Annotated in this window: 12 protein-coding genes; 6 read left to right on the forward strand and 6 right to left on the reverse strand. The window is 71.9% G+C overall.

The window, feature by feature from the left end; genetic code table 11:
- Positions 1 to 157 precede the first annotated feature (157 nt).
- Both ACIRVK_RS15290 and ACIRVK_RS15295 read left to right on the forward strand, forming a co-directional pair.
- Positions 158 to 1,588, forward strand: a complete 1,431-nt coding sequence (locus ACIRVK_RS15290; protein WP_404247004.1) for an FGGY family carbohydrate kinase — start codon at positions 158 to 160, stop codon at positions 1,586 to 1,588.
- A gap of 16 nt (positions 1,589 to 1,604) precedes the next feature.
- Positions 1,605 to 1,844, forward strand: coding sequence for a hypothetical protein (locus ACIRVK_RS15295; RefSeq protein WP_404247006.1), 240 nt, complete (start codon positions 1,605 to 1,607; stop codon positions 1,842 to 1,844).
- Position 1,845: 1 nt separating this feature from the next.
- Here ACIRVK_RS15295 and ACIRVK_RS15300 read toward each other — a convergent pair whose 3' ends face one another.
- Positions 1,846 to 2,508, reverse strand: a complete 663-nt coding sequence (locus ACIRVK_RS15300; protein ID WP_404247008.1) for a DsbA family protein — start codon at positions 2,506 to 2,508, stop codon at positions 1,846 to 1,848.
- 158 nt (positions 2,509 to 2,666) lie between these two features.
- Between ACIRVK_RS15300 and pepN the strand changes: the two genes are divergently transcribed.
- Positions 2,667 to 5,237 (forward strand): aminopeptidase N, encoded by a 2,571-nt coding sequence (gene pepN, locus ACIRVK_RS15305; RefSeq protein WP_404247009.1) that lies wholly within the window; start codon positions 2,667 to 2,669, stop codon positions 5,235 to 5,237.
- A 187-nt stretch (positions 5,238 to 5,424) separates the two neighbouring features.
- The gene (locus ACIRVK_RS15310; protein ID WP_404247011.1) at positions 5,425 to 6,480 is read left to right on the forward strand and encodes a hypothetical protein; all 1,056 of its coding nucleotides are present in this window, start codon (positions 5,425 to 5,427) and stop codon (positions 6,478 to 6,480) included.
- A gap of 337 nt (positions 6,481 to 6,817) precedes the next feature.
- Here ACIRVK_RS15310 and ACIRVK_RS15315 read toward each other — a convergent pair whose 3' ends face one another.
- Together ACIRVK_RS15315 and ACIRVK_RS15320 are read right to left on the reverse strand one after the other, a co-directional pair.
- Positions 6,818 to 8,011: a glycosyltransferase gene (locus ACIRVK_RS15315; RefSeq protein WP_404247124.1), complete on the reverse strand. Its 1,194-nt coding sequence runs from the start codon at positions 8,009 to 8,011 to the stop codon at positions 6,818 to 6,820.
- 182 nt (positions 8,012 to 8,193) lie between these two features.
- Positions 8,194 to 9,324 carry a serine hydrolase domain-containing protein gene (locus tag ACIRVK_RS15320; RefSeq protein ID WP_404247013.1) on the reverse strand — a complete coding sequence of 377 codons (1,131 nt, stop codon included), beginning with the start codon at positions 9,322 to 9,324 and terminating at the stop codon, positions 8,194 to 8,196.
- Positions 9,325 to 9,599: 275 nt separating this feature from the next.
- On the opposite strand from ACIRVK_RS15320, the gene ACIRVK_RS15325 reads away from it, so the two are divergent.
- Positions 9,600 to 11,021, forward strand: a complete 1,422-nt coding sequence (locus tag ACIRVK_RS15325) for a PLP-dependent aminotransferase family protein (protein WP_404247015.1) — start codon at positions 9,600 to 9,602, stop codon at positions 11,019 to 11,021.
- Positions 11,022 to 11,035: 14 nt separating this feature from the next.
- On the opposite strand, the gene ACIRVK_RS15330 is transcribed toward ACIRVK_RS15325, so the two are convergent.
- A complete protein-coding gene (locus tag ACIRVK_RS15330; RefSeq protein WP_404247017.1) occupies positions 11,036 to 12,790 on the reverse strand; it encodes a TIGR03767 family metallophosphoesterase in 1,755 nt (584 codons plus the stop codon).
- 199 nt (positions 12,791 to 12,989) lie between these two features.
- On the reverse strand, positions 12,990 to 13,454 hold the full coding sequence (locus ACIRVK_RS15335) for an NUDIX hydrolase (RefSeq protein ID WP_404247019.1): 465 nt from the start codon (positions 13,452 to 13,454) through the stop codon (positions 12,990 to 12,992).
- 227 nt (positions 13,455 to 13,681) lie between these two features.
- Here ACIRVK_RS15335 and ACIRVK_RS15340 point away from each other — a divergent pair, with 227 nt between their 5' ends.
- On the forward strand, positions 13,682 to 16,954 hold the full coding sequence (locus ACIRVK_RS15340; RefSeq protein ID WP_404247021.1) for a S8 family serine peptidase: 3,273 nt from the start codon (positions 13,682 to 13,684) through the stop codon (positions 16,952 to 16,954).
- A 51-nt stretch (positions 16,955 to 17,005) separates the two neighbouring features.
- On the opposite strand, the gene ACIRVK_RS15345 is transcribed toward ACIRVK_RS15340, so the two are convergent.
- The gene (locus ACIRVK_RS15345) at positions 17,006 to 17,737 is read right to left on the reverse strand and encodes a hypothetical protein (protein WP_404247023.1); all 732 of its coding nucleotides are present in this window, start codon (positions 17,735 to 17,737) and stop codon (positions 17,006 to 17,008) included.

Below are 17,737 nucleotides of genomic sequence, written 5' to 3' on the forward strand. Positions count from 1 at the left end.
CCCCCGCCCCCCCCCCCGGGGGCGGGGCTGGGGGGGGGGGGGGGGGGGGGTGCGCGGGGGGGGTCGGGGGCGGGGCCCCCACCCCCCCCCCCCCCCCGGCCTCTCGACACCGGCACCAAGCGCCCCCGGAGGCGAACGAAGCCAAAGGAGGAGAGCGATGTACGTCGGGATCGACGTGGGCACGTCCATGGTGAAGGCCGCCGCGTTCGACGAAGAGGGGCGGGAGTTGGCCGTCGAGGCGCGGCCGGTCGGGCTCTCCCTGCGTGGGGGCGTGGTCGAGCAGGACATGGAGGAGGTGTACGGGGCCGTCGTCGCCGTCCTCGAGGCGCTGACCTCGCGGGTCGCCGGACCCGTCGAGCTCGCGGGGCTCACCGGGCAGGGGGACGGGGTGTGGCTGGTCGACAAGGAGGGGCGGCCGGTGCGGCCCGCGGCCTCCTGGATGGACGGACGGGCGCACGAACTCCTCGACAAGTGGCTGGCGGACGGCACCTTCGAGGCCGTCTTCCGCCGGACCGGGAGCGCCATGTTCCCGGGCTGTCCGGGCCCGCTGCTGGCCTGGTTCGACCGGTACGAACCGCGGTCCCTGGACGCCGCGGCCACCGCCGTGTACTGCAAGGACATGGTGTTCCGGCGCCTGACCGGCGCCCCGGTGACGACGGACGTGTCGGACGCGTCGATGCCGTTCCTCGACCCGCGGACCCGGACGTACGACAACCGGGTCGTCGAACTCCTCGGCCTTGCGCACCGCCGTGGTCTCCTCGCCCCGGTCGGCGACCCGATCGCCATCGCGGAGGCGCTCGGCGAGGGCCTGCCGGCCGGCACCCGGCTGGCGAACGGGCCGTACGACCTGCCGTCCTGTGCCCTCGGCGCGGGCGTCACCGCGCCCGGCGACGGTCTGCTGATCGTCGGCACCTGCCTCGCGAGCCTCGTCGCGACGACCGACCTGGACCTGACCGGCGAGCCGGCCGGCCTGTACATCTCCACCGACCGTCCGGGGCACTGGCTGCGCGCCATGCCGGCGATGGTCGGCACGGCGGCGCTGGACTGGGTGCTGTCGACGACCGGCGTCCGGCACGAGGAGGTCGACGCCCTGCTCGCGGACACCCCGCCCGGCGCGAACGGCGTCCGCGTCCTGCCGTACTTCGCCCCCTCCGGAGAGCGCGCCCCCTTTGTCGAGCCCCGGCTGCGTGCCGAACTCACCGGCGTCAGCCTGGAGTCCACGAAGGCCGACCTGGTCCGCGCCACCTGTGAGGGCATCGGCTACGCGGCCCGCCACTGTCTGCAGGCGGCCGGCCTCACCGGCACCCTCGCCGTCTGCGGGGGCGGCACCCGCAGCCCCGCGTGGATGCGGCTGCTGGCGGACGTCCTGGGGCGCCCGCTGCGGGTCGTCGAGGGCGAAGTGGGCGCGCGGGGCGCGGTGTTGGCTGCGGCGGAGCGGTACGGGGTCCCGCTGGACGCGAGGGTATGGACGAAACCGACATCAGTGGTGGAACCTGACGCGACACGGGCGGCGTACTACGCGGAGGCCTACGCGGACCATCTGGACCGCCTGGCGCGGGCACGCACGTCGGCCGACGCCCGGCGGTGAACGCGAGGAGGGGTTCATGACGACGAGCCGGATGTGCCCGACCTGCAGGAGCAGACAGGACTTCCGGAAGCTCAACGACGCGGAGAGGGCCGCGGTCCGCGAGGAGAAGGGTCCCCGCCACTACGTGCACGACCTCTGGCGCTGCACCGCCAAGGGCTGTCTCTGGTACCAGCCCTACTTCCGGAAGGACGACGGCGGCGTCCTCCCCGAGAAGTTCCGGGAGAAGAAGGACGAGGAGGCCGCCGCCCCCGAGTGACCTACAGGTTGCTGAAGTCCGGCCCCTTGGTCCGGGTGCGCTTGATCTCGTAGAAGCCCGGGACCGAGGCGACGGCGAGGGTGCCGTCCCAGAGCCTGGCCGCTTCCTCGCCCTTGGGGGCGGGGGTGACGACCGGGCCGAAGAAGGCGATCTGCTCGCCGTCGGCGCCGGGCACGGCGATGACCGGGGTGCCGACCTCCTGGCCGACCTTCTCGATGCCCTCCTTGTGGGAGGCGCGCAGCTCGGCCTCGAACTCGAAGTCCTCCTGGTCCGCGTACTCGATCAGGTCGGCGGGCAGCCCGACCTCCTCGAGGGCGGCGGCGATGGCCTCGACGGTCGGGCCCTCGCCGTTGTTGTGGAAGCGGGTGCCGAGCGCGGTGTAGAGCGGGCCGACGACGTCCTGGCCGTGCTTCTGCCAGGCGGCGGTGACCACCTTCACCGGCTTCCACGCCTTGGTCGCGAGCATCTCCCGGTACTCCTCGGGCAGCTCGTCGATCCGGTCCTCGTTGAGCACCGCCAGGCTCATGATGTGCCAGCGGATGTCGATGTCCCGGACCTTCTGCACCTCCAGCACCCAGCGGGAGGTCATCCACGCCCAGGGACACAGCGGGTCGAACCAGAAGTCGACGGGGGTCTTGGCGGTGCTCGTCGAGGTCTCGGACATGGCTCTCCTAGGAAAAGTGCTCTTTTCAACCACCAACACCGGGCGTCGCCGTCCCCATTCCCGGTCGGCCGCCCTCATTCCCTGCTGCCCGCTGTCAGGGGCGCATGGCAGGATCAGCCCTGTCCACATGCCGAACAGCTGCCGAGGGAGTGCCGCCCGTGCCCGGTGAGAATCTGACCCGTGACGAGGCCCGGGAGCGGGCCGCGCTGCTGTCCGTCGACGGGTACGAGGTGTCGCTCGACCTGCGTTCGGCGGTGGGCGACGAGACCGGGGAGGGTCCGCGCACCTTCCGCTCGGTCACCACGATCCGCTTCCGCTGCAACGAGCCCGGCGCGTCGAGCTTCGCCGACCTGATCGCGCCGAGTGTGACCTCCGTCTCGCTCAACGGCAAGGACCTCGACCCGGGCCAGGTCTTCGACGGCTCCCGCATCCTCCTCGACGACCTGGCGGGCGAGAACGAGCTGGTGGTCGACGCCCAGTGCGCCTACTCCCGCACCGGCGAGGGCCTGCACCGCTTCGTCGACCCCGAGGACGGCGAGATCTACCTCTACACCCAGTACGAGCCGGCCGACTCCCGCCGCGTCTTCGCGAACTTCGAGCAGCCCGACCTCAAGGCCCCGTTCCGCTTCGAGGTGCGCGCGCCGGAGGGCTGGACGGTGTGGAGCAACGGCGTCGGCGAACAGACCGACGGGGTGTGGCGGTTCGCGGAGACCAAGCCGATCTCGACGTACATCACCTGCGTGGTGGCGGGCCCGTACCACTACACCACCGACTCCTACTCCCGCACCTTCGCGGACGGTACGACGCTGGAGATCCCCCTCGGCGCCCTGTGCCGCAAGGGACTGGCCCCCTACTTCGACTCCGACGACGTCTTCCTGGTCACCAAGCAGGGCCTCGACTTCTTCCACGACCACGTGGACTACCCGTACCCCTTCGGGAAGTACGACCAGGCGTTCGTGCCGGAGTACAACCTGGGCGCGATGGAGAACCCGGGCCTGGTGACCTTCCGCGAGGAGTTCATCTTCCGGGGCAAGGTCACCAAGGCCTCGTACGAGAGCCGGGCCAACGTGATCCTGCACGAGATGGCGCACATGTGGTTCGGCGACCTGGTCACCATGGAGTGGTGGGACGACCTGTGGCTGAAGGAGTCCTTCTCGGACTTCATGGGCGCCTTCGCGCTGGTCGGCGCGACCCGCTTCGAGGACGGCTGGATCACCTTCGCCAACCGCCGCAAGGCCTGGGCCTACCGCGCGGACCAGCTGCCCTCCACCCACCCGATCACGGCCGACATCCGCGACCTGCAGGACGCCAAGCTCAATTTCGACGGCATCACCTACGCCAAGGGCGCCTCCGTCCTCAAGCAGCTGGTCGCGTACGTCGGCCAGGACGCGTTCCTGGAGGGCGCCCGCCGCTACTTCAAGCGGAACGCGTACGGCAACACGCGCCTCGGTGATCTGCTGTCGGTACTGGAGGAGACCAGCGGCCGGGACATGGGCAGCTGGGCGCGGTCCTGGCTGCAGACGGCCGGGGTCAACTCCCTCACCCCGCAGGTGCTGTTGGACGCGGACGGACGCGTCGACGAGCTGGCCGTCGTGCAGGAGGCCGCGGAGTCGCACCCGGAGCTGCGGCCGCACCGGGTGGCGGTGGGCCTGTACCGGCGCAGCCCCGAGGGCGCGCTCGCGCGGTACGCGCGGGCCGAGGTGGACGTCGACGGGGCGCGGACGGTCGTGGGTGAGCTGGCCGGTGCCGAGGCGCCCGAGCTGGTGCTGGTCAACGACGACGACCTCACATACTGCAAGATCCGCTTCGACGAGACCTCGCTGGCCGCCCTGCGCGAGCACCTGGGCTCGATGACCGACCCGCTGGCGCGGGCCCTGTGCTGGTCGGCGCTGTGGAACATGACCCGGGACGCGCTGCTGCCGGCCCGGGAGTTCGTGGAGATCGTGCTGCGCTTCGCGGGGCGCGAGTCCGACATCGGCGTCCTGCAGATGCTGCACGCGTGGGCCGACTCCGCGCTGGTCCACTACGTGGCACCGGCATGGCGGGAGACCGGCGGGCGGCTGCTGGCGGAGGGCGCCCTGCGCGAGCTGCGGGCGGCCGAGCCGGGCAGTGAGCCCCAGTTGGCGTGGGCGCGGTTCTTCGCGACGGTGGCGTCCGCTCCGGAGGAGCTGCGGCTGCTGCGGGGGCTGCTGGAGGGCACGGAGAAGGTCGAGGGGCTCGAGGTCGACCAGGAGCTGCGCTGGACGTTCCTGGAGCCGCTGGCCGCGCACGGGGTCGCGGACGAGGCGGTGCTGGCCGCCGAACTGGCCCGCGACGACACCGCCTCCGGCAAGCGCCACCAGGTCAGGTGCCTGGCCGCGCGGCCGTCCGAGGCGGTCAAGGCGCAGGCGTGGGCCCAGCTGGTGGAGTCGGACGCGCTGTCCAACGCGCTGGTGGAGGCGACGATCGCGGGCTTCGCACAGCCCTCGCAGCGGGAGCTGCTCGCGCCGTACGCGCCGAAGTACTTCGCGGCGATCGAGCGGGTCTGGGAGGAACGGTCCATCCAGATCGGCATGGACGTGGTGCGGGGCCTGTTCCCGGCGCTGCAGGACTCGCCGGGGACGCTGGAGGCGACCGACGCGTGGCTCGCGGCGCACGAGGGGGCGGCGCCCGCGCTGCGCCGGCTGGTGCTGGAGGCCCGGGACGATCTCGCACGGGCGCTCCGAGCCCAAGCTGTGGCCAACGGCTAAGCCGGCGGTGACCGTTACGGAATACGTTCCATCACACCCGTAACCCCTGGCCCCACCCATGTGGACCAGGGGTTTCGGTGCCCCATCGGCACCCGAACACCCGTCCTTTAGTGCCGCCTTGTCCGTATTCGTCGACGGACGTGTAACAGCGGTTAAAGGGCGGTTCGGGCGCGGGAAACCCCGAGTCATGAACCACGACACCCAGCGCTCCCCGCTCCCCCCGGCCTCCCCCCGCCCCGTGCGCCACCTGTCCGAGGTGCATCGCCGGGTCATGACGACGGCCCAGCTGCGCGCGCACGGCGTCCCCTCGGCGGAGATGGCCGAGCAGTGCCGCGCCGGTGGCCCCTGGCAGCAGATCCTCCCCGGAGTCTTCCTGCTCCACCCGGGCGCGCCGACCAGCGAGGAGCGGCTGCACGCGGTGCTGATGTACGCGGCCCGCGAGTCGGCCGGCCCCGCGGTGCCGGCCCAGCCGAGCGCCGTGTCCCCGCACCCGGTGTACGCGGAGGCGATGATCACGGGCCTGGCGGCCCTGACCCTGCACGGCTTCACCTCCGCGCCCCCGCTGCTGTCGATCGAGAAGATCGACGTCCTGGTCCCGCGGTTGCGCCGCCTGCGTTCGGCGGGCTGCGCGAGGATCGTCCGCACGCCGTCCCTGCCGACTCCCCGGCACGTCACGGGAGTTCCCCTCGCCCCGGTCCCGCGCGCCCTGGCCGACGCGGTGTCCGAACTGGCGGACGCCGGTGCCGTACGACGGCTGCTGACCGAGGCGGTCCGCGGCGGCCACTGCGAACCGGCCTCGGTGGTGAGGGAGTTGACCAACGCGAAGCTGCTGAGCCGGCCGCACGTGGTCGACGCGGTGGACTCGCTGCTCGCCGAGGGCCGGGCGATCGCCGAGGACCGCCTCTACCGCATGGTCCGAGAGCACGGCCTGCCCGACCCGGTCTGGAACGTCGACCTGCGGCTGCCCGGCGGCCCGCACCTCGGCGGCCTGGACGCCTACTGGCCGGAGCAGGCGGTCGCGGTGGAACTGGACACCCGCGCCCCCCGCCAGGACGAGGACGCGATGTGGTCCGAGTACGCCCGCAAGCGGGAGACCCTGGAACGCCTCGGCATCACGGTCGTCCACATCACCCCGAAGAAGCTCCGCGAAGCGATGGACCAACAGGCGACGGTGGTCCGCACGGCCCTGATGGCCTCCGCCGACCGCGACCCGGCCGCCTACGTCGTGGTGCTGCCCCGGTAGTGACGGACCGGGGCAGGGCCTGCCCGGTGGATCAGGTCGGCCTGGAGGCACGTCGCGGCTTGGCCGACCCGAGCGGGGTCTGGGGCGTGCAACTGCAAGGCGGAGGAGGGCGTCGACGCGATGGGGGTCCCCCGCGCGAGGCTGTTCGAGCGTGGGGGAGTCGGCAACCGACGACAACGCCGCTGGGGGCACCCCCTCTGGGGGAGCGTGCCACAGCCCCCGCGACGCCGACATGATCCGCCGGGCAGGCCCTGAGCACCAGGAGGGGAGAGGAGGGGCCGCCGACTTGACGGGGGCGGCCCCTCCTCGTCATGCCTGGGTGGGCCGGAGCGACGTCTCACAGCGGATCAGGCAGTGCCGGTGGCATCGTCGCCCTCAGGTGGACGCCGTCGATCAGGGCGGCGTAGGCCGCGATCATGCGGGTGCGGCTGAAGCGTTCGCGACTGGCTGTCAGGGCCGGGGCGAGGTCGGGGCGGGCGGTGGCCGCCTCGGTCCAGGCCGACGCGATCGCCACCGGGTCCGGTGGGGTGACGAAGCCGTGGCCCGCCACGATCGCCGCGCTGTCGCCGACGTCCGTCGCGACCGGTACGGCGCCGCACATCATGCCCTCGACGAGGCAGAGGGGGGCCGCCTCGCCCCAGGAGGAGGTGAGGGCGACCACGTCCGCGGCGGCGTACACCTGCTCCATGTCGTGCCGGACGCCCAGCAGGCGCAGTCTGTCGGTCAGGCCCCGCGCCTCGTCGAAGGCGAGCGCGATGTCCGCGTCGAGGCCGAGGTTGACCGGTGTCATGCCCGCGCCGCACATCAGGACGTGCCCCTCGGGCTCCCGCGCCAGCCACTGCCGTGCCGCCCGCAGGAACAGCGGGACGTTCTTCATGGCGTCGTAGCGGGCGGCGAAGACCACCACGGGGGCGGTGGAGGGGATGCCGAGGGCGGTTCTCAGGGCGAGTCTGCGGGCCGGGTCGGGGCGGAAGCGGAGGAGGTCCACGCCGTTCGGGATGACGTGCAGCAGTTCCCCCGGCACGCCCGCCGCCTCGTACGCCGCCCGCGTCGACTCCGCGCAGCACACGCACGCGACGACCGTCCCGTCGGCGATGGCGGCCTTCAGTTCGTCGAGGGCCGCGCCCTGGTTCTCCGGGTCGGAGCGGTGCAGACAGACGACGACGGGGCGGCGGGGCAGGCCTGCCTGATTGAGGAGGCGCAGGGGCTGCTCCTTCAGGGAGAGGATCACGTCCGCGTCCGCCGTCGCCCGTGCCGTATCGGCCAGTTCCGGCCCGGTGAAGACGGCCGGATCGGTGCCGGCGCCGCCCGGTCCGAAGCTGCGGCCCAGCGAGGTGACGCCGACGCCCGCCGCCGTCAGCGACCGGTAGCAGGCGTCGTCCTCCATGCGCTGGCGGGTGGCCTCGCGGTGCACCTCGCCGTGCAGGCTCAGGACGCGATGGTGCTGGTCACCTTCCTGAAGGCCGAGGACGACGTCCGTGTGAACGATCCGGGCGCCGCCGGAGAAGAAACCCTCGTAGACCGAGAGCACGTGCAGTCCGCGCCTCGCACGCACACGACCACCCGCCTTGTGAGAAATCGAGCCATCCCCGTGAAGTGCGGGTTAGCCGATATGAGGCGGCATGAATATTGCGTACGGATTAACGGAGCGCTTCGTGTCGGAGTCCTGTCGATTACACCCGGCGTTTTTTACCGGGCTTTGTGAACGGGCGATCACCTGCCGCAGAACTCGGCCTCGATCACCGTGTCGGTGTCCCCCACCCAGTCGCCGTTGAGGTTGAAGGCGAGGGAATGGCTGCCGTCGGCCGTCGTCACCGCCTCGGTGACGGAGCCGAGGATTCCGCCGTCGTGGCCCCACACGTGGACGCCGCAGGAGAGGGTGCGGTCCATCAGGCCGAGGCCGTAGCGGGCGTGGTCCGCGACCTGGACCGTCGTCTTCATCTCCTTCAGTTGCTGGGGCGGGAGGAGACGTCCGGTCAGCAGGGCCCGGTAGAAGCGGCCGAGGTCGGCCGAGTCGGAGATCATCTCGCCCGAGCCGTAGGCGATGGCGGGGTTGAGGTAGGTGACGTCGTAGGACGGGTCCGTGGCCGACCCGGAGAACTTCGAGTAGGCGCGGCTGCTGGGCCGCGGGACGGTGGTTCGGGTGCCGGGGACCGAGGTGGCGGTCAGGTGGAGCGGGGCGATGATCCGGTCGTGGATTTCCTGACCGTAAGAATGTCCCGTGACTTTCTCGATCACCAGCGCCGCGACGAGATAGTTCGTGTTCGAGTAGCTCCAGGACGTGCCCGGTTCGAAGTTCGGCCGGTGGGACATCGCCATCGCGAGGAGATCTTCGGGCGTTTTGGGGTCGTAACGGTGTTTGAAGAAGCCGTCCTTCACGAAGTACGCGTTGAGGAAATGGTCGTCCTCGGTGTAATTGAAGATACCGCTGGTGTGGTTGAGGAGTCGGCGCAGTGTGATGCGGCTGCCGTCGTGGCCGTGGCCGTGGACCACGCCCGGCAGCCACTTCTCCACCGTGTCGTCCAGTGACAGCCTGCCCTCGGCCTCCAGTTGGAGCATCACCGTCGCCACGAAGGTCTTGGTGACGCTGCCGACGCGGTAGCGGTCGTGCGCCGAACGCGGCCTGTCCGTGCGGATGTCGCCCACTCCGGCCGTCGTCGACCAGGTGCCGTGCGCGTCCCTCGCCGTCACCGTGACGCCCGGGACCCCGTCCCGTACGGCCGCCTCCACGGCCGCACGGGTCGCCGCGTGGTCGGTGGCGGGCGATGCCGCCACGGCGGGGCCGGCCAGGACGGCCGTCAGAGCCAGAGCCGTCGTCGCCACCAGGATCGTCCGTACACGCATGTCTTCCCCCTTGTCACCAACACCGGTTCTGCAGAGACGGACACGGCTGGTGCTGTGGTGGTTGACGGGGCGCGGGACGGTTGGGTGTTTTTCGGCCGGTTCTCGGCCGGGGGGACGACCGGTGCGTCGGGGAGAGCCGAGAAGACGCCGGCCTTCGTGGACCAGTCCTCGAACACGGCGGAGAGCAGTTGGTGGGGTGGGGTCGGTCGGGAGCGCCTGAGGTCTGCCATGGTTCGACGGTAGGGAGAAACGGCCCGCTGCTACCGTCCAATGGCATGCGGGAAACACAGACCAATCCGGCCGGGCTGACGGGCGATCTGCTGCTCCGGCTCGGCGGGGACGGCACCGGACCGCTGCACGAGCGGGTCAAGCGCGCCCTGCGGACGGCGATCCGGTCGGGGCGGATCGAGGTCGGTACCGCCCTGCCGCCCAGCCGGCAGCTCGCCGCCGACCTCGGCGTCTCGCGCTGGGCGGTGACGGAGGCGTACGGGCAGCTCGTCGCCGAGGGGTATCTGGAGGCGCGGACCGGTTCCGCGACCCGCGTGCGCTGGTCGAACCCGGCGGACGAGGACGAAGGGGCCCGCAGCCCGTCCCGCCCGGCCACCGCCGCCCGCTTCGACCTCGCCCCGGGCCTGCCGGACCTACGGGCGTTCCCGCGCCGCCGCTGGGCCGAGGCCGTCCGCGCGCAGGCGGCGACCGTGGCCTTCACGGAGCTCGGCTATCCGCCGCCCGGCGGCCATCCCCGCCTGCGGCGCCTGCTCGCCGCGTACCTGAACCGCTCCCGCGGGGTGTCCGCCTCCCCCGAGGACGTCACGGTGTGCACGAGCGTGACCGACGGGGTGCGGCGGCTGTGCCGGGTGCTGCGCGCCGAGGGCGTCACCGCGGTCGGCTGCGAGGAGCCCGGCTGGACGCGGCTGCGTGAGGTGGTGAGCGCGGCGGGTCTGCGGCCGGTGCCGGTACGGGTCGACGCGGGCGGCCTGCGCGTCGACGACCTCGCCGGGCACCCGGGACTGCGGGCCGTCCTCGCCTCCCCCGCGCACCAGTTCCCGCTGGGCACGGTGCTGGCCCCCGAGCGCCGCGCTGCCCTGCTTCGCTGGGCAGTCGACGTCGACGGCGTCGTACTCGAGGACGACTACGACGCCGAGTTCCGCTACGACCGGCGGCCGGTCGCGGCGCTGCAGGGCATGGACCCGTCCCGGGTCGTCCTGTTCAAGTCGCTCAGCAAGATCCTGTCCCCGGCGCTCGGCATCGGCTGGCTGGTGGCGCCGCCACGCTGGACCCGCGCGCTGCACCTGGCCGACCAGACGGCGGCCCAGCCCCCGCCCCTCGACCAACTGGCCTTCGCCGACCTGCTGGAGTCCGGCGCCTACGACCGTCATCTGCGCGCCTGCCGCAAGCGGTACCGAGAGCGGCGGGACGCCCTGGTGCGGGCGCTCACCGAGCAGCTGCCGGACGCGCCGGTGTCCGGCGTCGCGGCCGGCCTCCACCTCATCCTCCGGCTGCCCTCCGACGTGGACACCCGCACCGTGGTCACTGCGGCCGCGGCCCGCTCCCTCCTGGTCGCCGACCTCGCCGCCTACCACGCCACCGAGGACCACGCCGACCACGGCCTGGTCCTCGGCTACGGCAACCTCGCTGACGGCATGGTGGAGGAGGCCGTACGACACCTGCGCGCGGCGATCGCGGCGAGCCGCTAGCCGGGCCGTGGGTGTCAGCCCTTCTTCAGCACCAGCTCGGTGTTCCGGTCGCCCGGGTCGCCGCCCAGGATCGTGCTGCGGTTGGGAGCGTTGAAGGAGAGCTCGCGGTACAGGGCGGCGAGCCCGGTCTGGCTGAGGTCGGAGAAGCTGGTGCGGTGCGGGGCCGCCGACTCGACGAGCGTGGTGAACAGGGAGATCGTGCCGTCCTTGTTGTCGGCGATCTCGATGATCCGGGCCAGCTGCGGGTAGTCCACGTGGGAGGCCGTGGAGATCTCCCAGAAGGAGCGGCCGGCGGACCCCTTGTGCGGAATGACGTAGTTGCGGTGGATGTGGCCGTTCACCCAGGCCAGGACGTTGGCGTGGCTGCCCAGCAGGGCGACCAGCTCGTCACCGTTGTGCCGGCGCTCGTTGGGGTGGGCGGGGTCCACCACGGCCGTGTTCGACATCGACTGGCTGGTGTGGTGGCTGAAGACGACGGCGTGCGCGTCCTTGTTGTCCCGCAGCTGCTGGTCCAGCCACTTCAACTGGGCCGTGCCGATGGACCCGTTGTAGTGGCCGCCGGGGTCGGTGGTGTCGATGCTGATGCCGATGACGTCGTCGGAGATGCGGAAGGTGTAGTACTGGGTGCCCGCGTCGAGGTTGGCGGTGGAGTAGCCGTGACCGACGGGACCGAGGCCGCGGTGGGCCGGGTCCAGGTGGGCCTTGATGTAGTCGGCCGGGGTGAAGGGGGCGCGCCTCTCGTCCGGCGTGACGGAACGCATGCTGCGCGCGTGTGCCTTCAGCAGGTCCCGGAACGCGGTCCCCTGCGGGTCCCGGCCGCCCCGGATGGTGTCCCGCAGCTTCTTCGCCTCGGACGCGGACAGGGTCATCAGCTTCTTGCCGCCGACGGCGTACTCGGCGAGCCAGGAGTCGCCGTGGCCGTAGCAGCCCAGCGGCAGGGCGTCGTGGTTGCCGACGGTGGAGTACCAGGGCAGGTTCAGGCCGGGGCTGCGGACCTCGCGGATCGCGGCCGCCAGGTAGCCCTTCAGGTGCGGGAAGCCGAGCTGCTTGTCGCCGTCGCGGACGGCCGAGTCGGGCTGCCAGTACAGCTTGAGGCCGCTGTTCTGGACGCCCTCGTAGTGCCGCGGATCACCGGAGTTGGGGGTGATCCGGCCGCCGCTCATGACGGACAGATACCAGTCCAGCTCGGTCCTGGCGTTGTTGTCCGTGTTGTCGCCGGTGGTCATGGCGAAGTGCAGCGGCGAACCGGTGACCGGGGCGCCGCGCAGCGCGTTGATCCGCTCGACCAGCGAGACGGCGCCCTGCACGGACAGCGCCTCGTGCGGACGCCAGGTGTCCTTGTCGGTGGAGCGCAGGTACTCCAGGCGCAGCGGGTGCTGGGAGTCGCACAGGTGCATGTCCGTGAGCTGCACGAACGCGGCGAGCGTCGTACGGCGGCCGGCGCGCCCCGCCTTGGGGGCGGCGAGTTCGCTTCGCACCACGCGGCTCCAGCCGGGTCCGTCGCCGAGGCGGCGGTAGCCGGAGCTGTTGCGCGGGGCGGCGACCGTGGCGAGGGTGGTGCCCTTGGTGTACGGCGCGAGGGGTGCGGCCTCGGCCTGGCGCGAGTGGGCCACGATCACTTCGTGGGCGCCCGTGGTGGCTGCCTGGCTGTCGGTGGGCCGCAGGGCGAAGCCGACGCCTGCGGAGGCGGCTGTCGCGCCGGCGGCGGCGAGGACGGTACGGCGGTTGATCGCGGGCCTGGGGCCGGCGACAGAGCGTGTGCGCGACATGGCGCGGTCTCCCCGAGTGCGAACGCGTCGGCAGTGGTCGCGGGTTTTCGCTGACGCGAACGACCCGCTCGCCGATGATGCTTGGCACCGGGAATGACCTGCGCGTGAACGAGACGGCAACGACCGACGCCGATCACCGTACGTGGATCTTGGCGCACCCTGCGTGTCCATGACCGCTCGACGAGCCGCCCGGAGGCGGTCACGCGGTGTTCATCTTCGCGGGTACCCGACCCGTCACGGGCCGCTCCCGCCACAGCGCCAGCCCGACGTCGACGAGCCCGACCCGGTTCAGCCCGCCCACCGCCTCCAGGGGATGCCAGGCCGCCAGGTCCGTCGAACCGCCGACCTCGGGGCGGAGTTCGCCGCCGGTGATCCGGGCCTCGTAGACCAGGCGGAGGCCCTGCTGGTCGACGGGCCGGCCGAACCGGCCGGGGAGGCGGAGGCGGTGGGTGTGGACGCCGAGCAGGGCCGTGATCTCGACGAGGTGACCCGTCTCCTCCTCCACCTCCCGGAGCACCGTGTCGTAGGGGTCCTCGCCGTGTTCCATCCCGCCGCCCGGCAGGGTCCATTCGGGCACGCCGTCACGGCCGGTCCAGCGGGCGAGCAGGAGTTGGCCGTCGCGGACGCACATGGCGTAGGCCGCCACCCTCAGTTTCCGTCTCACACAGGCACGGTACGGAAGCCGGGTGCGGACCTCACGGCATTACGCACGCTCGAAGGAACCATGAACCCGCGCACGATTTGCCCGGCTTGGTTACCGACGTACCTAAAGCACACCGGGGGTTTTCCCCATACACTCGTATCCCGTCGGTCAACACTTCCCAAACAACTGTCGGTTGGGTAAAGCTGAGCGGTCATTGACGCCCGTTCCTTCACCTCCAAGGGATGCCGATGACCCTCAGACCCGTGGCCCGCACAGCGGTGGCCGCCGGACTCGTCGCCGCGCTCTGCGCGGCGGGGCCGATACCCCTGGCCTTCTCCGCCGACGCCCCGTCCACCGGTACGCCCGCGGACGGCACCGTCAAGTCCGCGCGGGACAAGCTGGGTTCCCACGACGCGGACCTGCTCGCCGAGGCCAAGGCCGACGGCGCCGAGAACGTCACGATGATGATCGCCACCGCCCCCGGGCAGACCGAGCAGGTCGCCCAGGAACTGGACGCGGTCAAGGGCGGCTCGGTGGGCCGGACCTACGACCGGCTCGGCTACGTCCGCGCCACCGTCCCCACCGCGAAGGCGGACGCGGCCATCGCCGCCGCCGCGAAGCTGTCCTCCGTGCACGGCATCGACCTGCGCGACGAGATACCGCTGGACGACCCGAGCGCGGGCGGCGGCCCCAAGTCGGGTCCGTCCAAGCCCAGTTACCGTGCGCCCGGCAAGAACACCCCGGCCCGCAACCCCTACAACCCGTCCTTCGAGACGGGCGCGGTCGACTTCGTCAAGGAGCACCCGAAGGCGGACGGACGCGGTGTCACCATCGGCATCCTGGACTCCGGTGTCGACCTCGGTCACCCCGCGCTGCAGAAGACCACCACAGGTGAGCGGAAGATCGTCGACTGGGTGACGGCGACGGACCCGATCGTCGACAACGACGCCACCTGGCGCCCGATGGTCACCTCCGTCTCCGGCCCGACCTTCACCTACGGCGGCCGCACCTGGACGGCGCCCGCAGGGTCGTACCAGGTCAGCACCTTCAGCGAGGCCGCCACCGCGGGCGGTGACGCCAAGGGCGACGCCAACCGGGACGGGGACACGACGGACAAGTGGGGCGTCCTCTACGACGCCGCCGCCGGCACCGTCCGTGTGGACCTGAACAACAACTTCGACTTCAGCGACGACACGCCGATGAAGCCGTACAAGGACGGGTACCAGGTCGGCTACTTCGGGACCGACGACCCGAAGACCGATGTGGTGGAGCGTCAGCCGTTCGTGGTGCAGATCCGCAAGGACGTGCCGATGGACCCCTACGGCGGCGACTGGGTCGGCAAGAAGGCCGACTTCGTCAACATCGGCGTCATCGAGTCCGAGCACGGCACGCACGTCGCCGGCATCACCGCCGCAGGCGGCCTGTTCGGCGGCCGGATGAACGGCGCGGCCCCCGGCGCGAAGCTCGTCTCCTCCCGCGCCTGCACCTGGACCGGCGGTTGCACCAACGTCGCGCTCACCGAGGGCATGATCGACCTGGTCGTCAACCGCGGTGTGGACATCGTCAACATGTCCATCGGCGGCCTGCCGGCCCTGAACGACGGCAACAACGCGCGCGCCGAGCTGTACACCCGTCTCATCGACACCTACGGCGTGCAGTTGGTGATCTCGGCCGGCAACTCCGGCCCCGGCGCGAACACCATCGGCGACCCGGGTCTGGCCGACAAGGTGATCTCGGTCGGCGCGACCATCTCCAAGGAGACCTGGGCGGCCAACTACGGCTCGGTCGTGGACAAGAAGTACGCGATGATGCCGTTCTCCTCGCGCGGTCCGCGGGAGGACGGCGGCTTCACGCCGACCCTGTCCGCGCCGGGTGCCGCCATCAACACCACCCAGACCTGGCTGCCGGGCTCCCCGGTCGCCGAGGCGGGCTACCCGCTGCCGGCCGGCTACTCCATGCTGCAGGGCACCTCGATGGCCTCCCCGCAGGCCACCGGCGCCACCGCGCTGCTGCTGAGCGCCGCGAAGCAGAAGCGCATCGAGCTGACGCCCGCCGACCTGCGCACGGCGCTGACCTCGACCGCCCACCACATCAAGGGAGTTCAGGCGTACGAGGAAGGCGCCGGGCTGATCGACGTCGTCGACGCCTGGGACGCCGTCCGCGCCGGCGCCACCGCCCACGACTACACGGTGAAGGCGCCGGTCGACACCGCGCTCGACTCCGCGCTGAAGACGCCGGGCTTCGGCAGCGGCCTCTACGACCGCGAGGGCGGCCTGAAGGCCGGGCAGAAGAAGACGTACGACGTCACGATCACCCGCACCTCCGGCGCGAACAAGCCGATCCGGCACGAGCTGCGCCTGACGAACAACGCCGGTGACACCTTCAAGGTCCTCGGTTCGCACGAGGTGCGGCTGCCGCTGAACCAGCCGGTGACGGTGAAGGTGCAGGCGAACCCGGGGTCGGCCGGCCTGAAGAGCGCGATACTCGAGGTCGACGACCCGCGGACCGAGGGCGTCGACCGGCAGATCCTCACCACCGTCGTGGTCTCCACGCCGGTGAGGTACACCTACGCCGCGGCCGGCTCTGTGCAGCGCAACAGCACGCGGTCGTACTTCGTGACCGTGCCCGAGGGCGCGAAGTCGCTGGAGGTCGCGATCGGCGGGCTGAAGGACAGCAGCCAGACCCGGTTCATCGCGATCCACCCGTACGGCGTCCCGGTCGACAACACCTCGACCCCGTACTGCTACAACAACTACCTCGACGGCAACGGCTGCAAGCCCGACGTGCGCGCGTACGCCGACCCGCAGCCGGGCGTCTGGGAGATCGAGGTCGAGTCGCGCCGCACCTCGCCGCTGCTGGACAACCCGTACCGGCTGGACCTCGCCGTGTACGGCGCCGCCTTCGACCCGGCGACGGTGACCGTGCCCGAGGCGAAGGCCGGCACCCCGGCCGCCGCCTCCTGGAAGGTGACCAACCGGCTCGCCGCGATCGACGGCCACCTGGTCGGCGGCCCGCTCGGCTCGGCGAAGTCGGCCCGCCCGACCATCGGGCAGGGGCAGACGCAGACCACGGCCGTGGAGGTGCCGGAGGGCGCCAAGTCGCTCGACGTGGCGATCGGCAACGTCTCCGACGGGGCCGCCGACCTCGACCTGACCGTGAGGAACGCGGCCGGCACGGTCGTCGGCCAGTCCGCCGACGGCGACTCGGAGGAAGCGGTCTCCATCGCCTCGCCCGCCGCCGGCACGTACACCATCGAGGTCGACGGCTACTCCGTGCCGTCCGGTTCGACCGCGTACGACTACCGGGACGTCTTCTTCTCCCCGTCCCTGGGCACGGTCACCGTGGACGGTTCGGCGCCGGTCAGGCTCGGCACGGGCGCCTCGGCGAGCGTCTCCGGCAGCGTCACCGCCACGGCGGAGGCACCCGCGGGACGTGAGTTCTTCGGCCAGGTCCAGTTGGTGAACGGCCGCGGCACGGTCGCGGGCACCGGCAGCGTGAAGATCGAGAGGGTCACGCCGTAACCGGTGGGTACGGCGGTAGGGGCGGGCGTCCGTTCGGGCGCCCGCCCTTCCTCATCCGCAGGTCGCGCCGGCCGACTCACCCAGCGCCCGCTCGATCCCCGCGCGTTCGCGGGCGATGGACGCCTCACCGACCAGGACCTGCTGCGGGACGGCCGCGTGCCGTGGCAACGCGACCAGGACGTGGTCGCCCCGGTGGAGGGGCCCCGCGAGCTGACGCGCGTCGAGCACGAAGGTGACTTCCGGCTCGGCCCTGCGCGGCTTGTAGGCGTGGGTGACGTGCACGGTGATCCGTACCTGCCCGGTGGCCGAGGGGACCGGCTCGGCGGCCGTGACCGTGCCCTCGACGAGGAGACGGGTGCAGGCGAGGTAGCCGGGGCTGGACAGGGGGGCGCGGGCGGCGGACTCCATCGACTTGCCGCCCGCGTCGGCGCTGGTGCCCGACGCGGAGTTCGCGCTGTCCCCGGCAGCCTGCCCCAGCAGCCAGATCACCCCCGACAGCAGGCCCGCGACGGCGGTCACGGCGAGGCCGGCGAAGGCGAACCGGCGCACCTGGCGCCGGCTGCGGGACGGCCGTACCGGAGCGGTCGCCGTCCTCGAGGCCTGCTGCTCCCCGGCCAGCGCGTCCCCGATGATCCCGAGCTGTTCCCGCAGCAGCGCCAGGTCGGCCTCGGCCGCGCGGTGCTCGGCGAGGAAGGCGGCGTCGGCGCCGTCCGGGGGCCGCTCGCCGGTGATCGCGGCCATCAGCGCGTCGGCGCCGTCGTACGTCTGGTCGTCGGCGGTCAT

It is taken from the genome of Streptomyces sp. NPDC101152, from assembly GCF_044768275.1.
Classification (GTDB): Bacteria; Actinomycetota; Actinomycetes; order Streptomycetales; family Streptomycetaceae; genus Streptomyces.

Coding starts and splice junctions, on each gene's coding strand:
- ACIRVK_RS15290 (WP_404247004.1), top strand. CDS start 158: ATGTACGTCGGGATCGACGTGGGCACGTCCATGGTGAAGGCCGCCGCG.
- ACIRVK_RS15295 (WP_404247006.1), top strand. CDS start 1,605: ATGACGACGAGCCGGATGTGCCCGACCTGCAGGAGCAGACAGGACTTC.
- ACIRVK_RS15300 (WP_404247008.1), bottom strand. CDS start 2,508: ATGTCCGAGACCTCGACGAGCACCGCCAAGACCCCCGTCGACTTCTGG.
- ACIRVK_RS15310 (WP_404247011.1), top strand. CDS start 5,425: ATGAACCACGACACCCAGCGCTCCCCGCTCCCCCCGGCCTCCCCCCGC.
- ACIRVK_RS15320 (WP_404247013.1), bottom strand. CDS start 9,324: ATGCGTGTACGGACGATCCTGGTGGCGACGACGGCTCTGGCTCTGACG.
- ACIRVK_RS15325 (WP_404247015.1), top strand. CDS start 9,600: ATGCGGGAAACACAGACCAATCCGGCCGGGCTGACGGGCGATCTGCTG.
- ACIRVK_RS15330 (WP_404247017.1), bottom strand. CDS start 12,790: ATGTCGCGCACACGCTCTGTCGCCGGCCCCAGGCCCGCGATCAACCGC.
- ACIRVK_RS15340 (WP_404247021.1), top strand. CDS start 13,682: ATGACCCTCAGACCCGTGGCCCGCACAGCGGTGGCCGCCGGACTCGTC.
- ACIRVK_RS15345 (WP_404247023.1), bottom strand. CDS start 17,737: ATGACCGCCGACGACCAGACGTACGACGGCGCCGACGCGCTGATGGCC.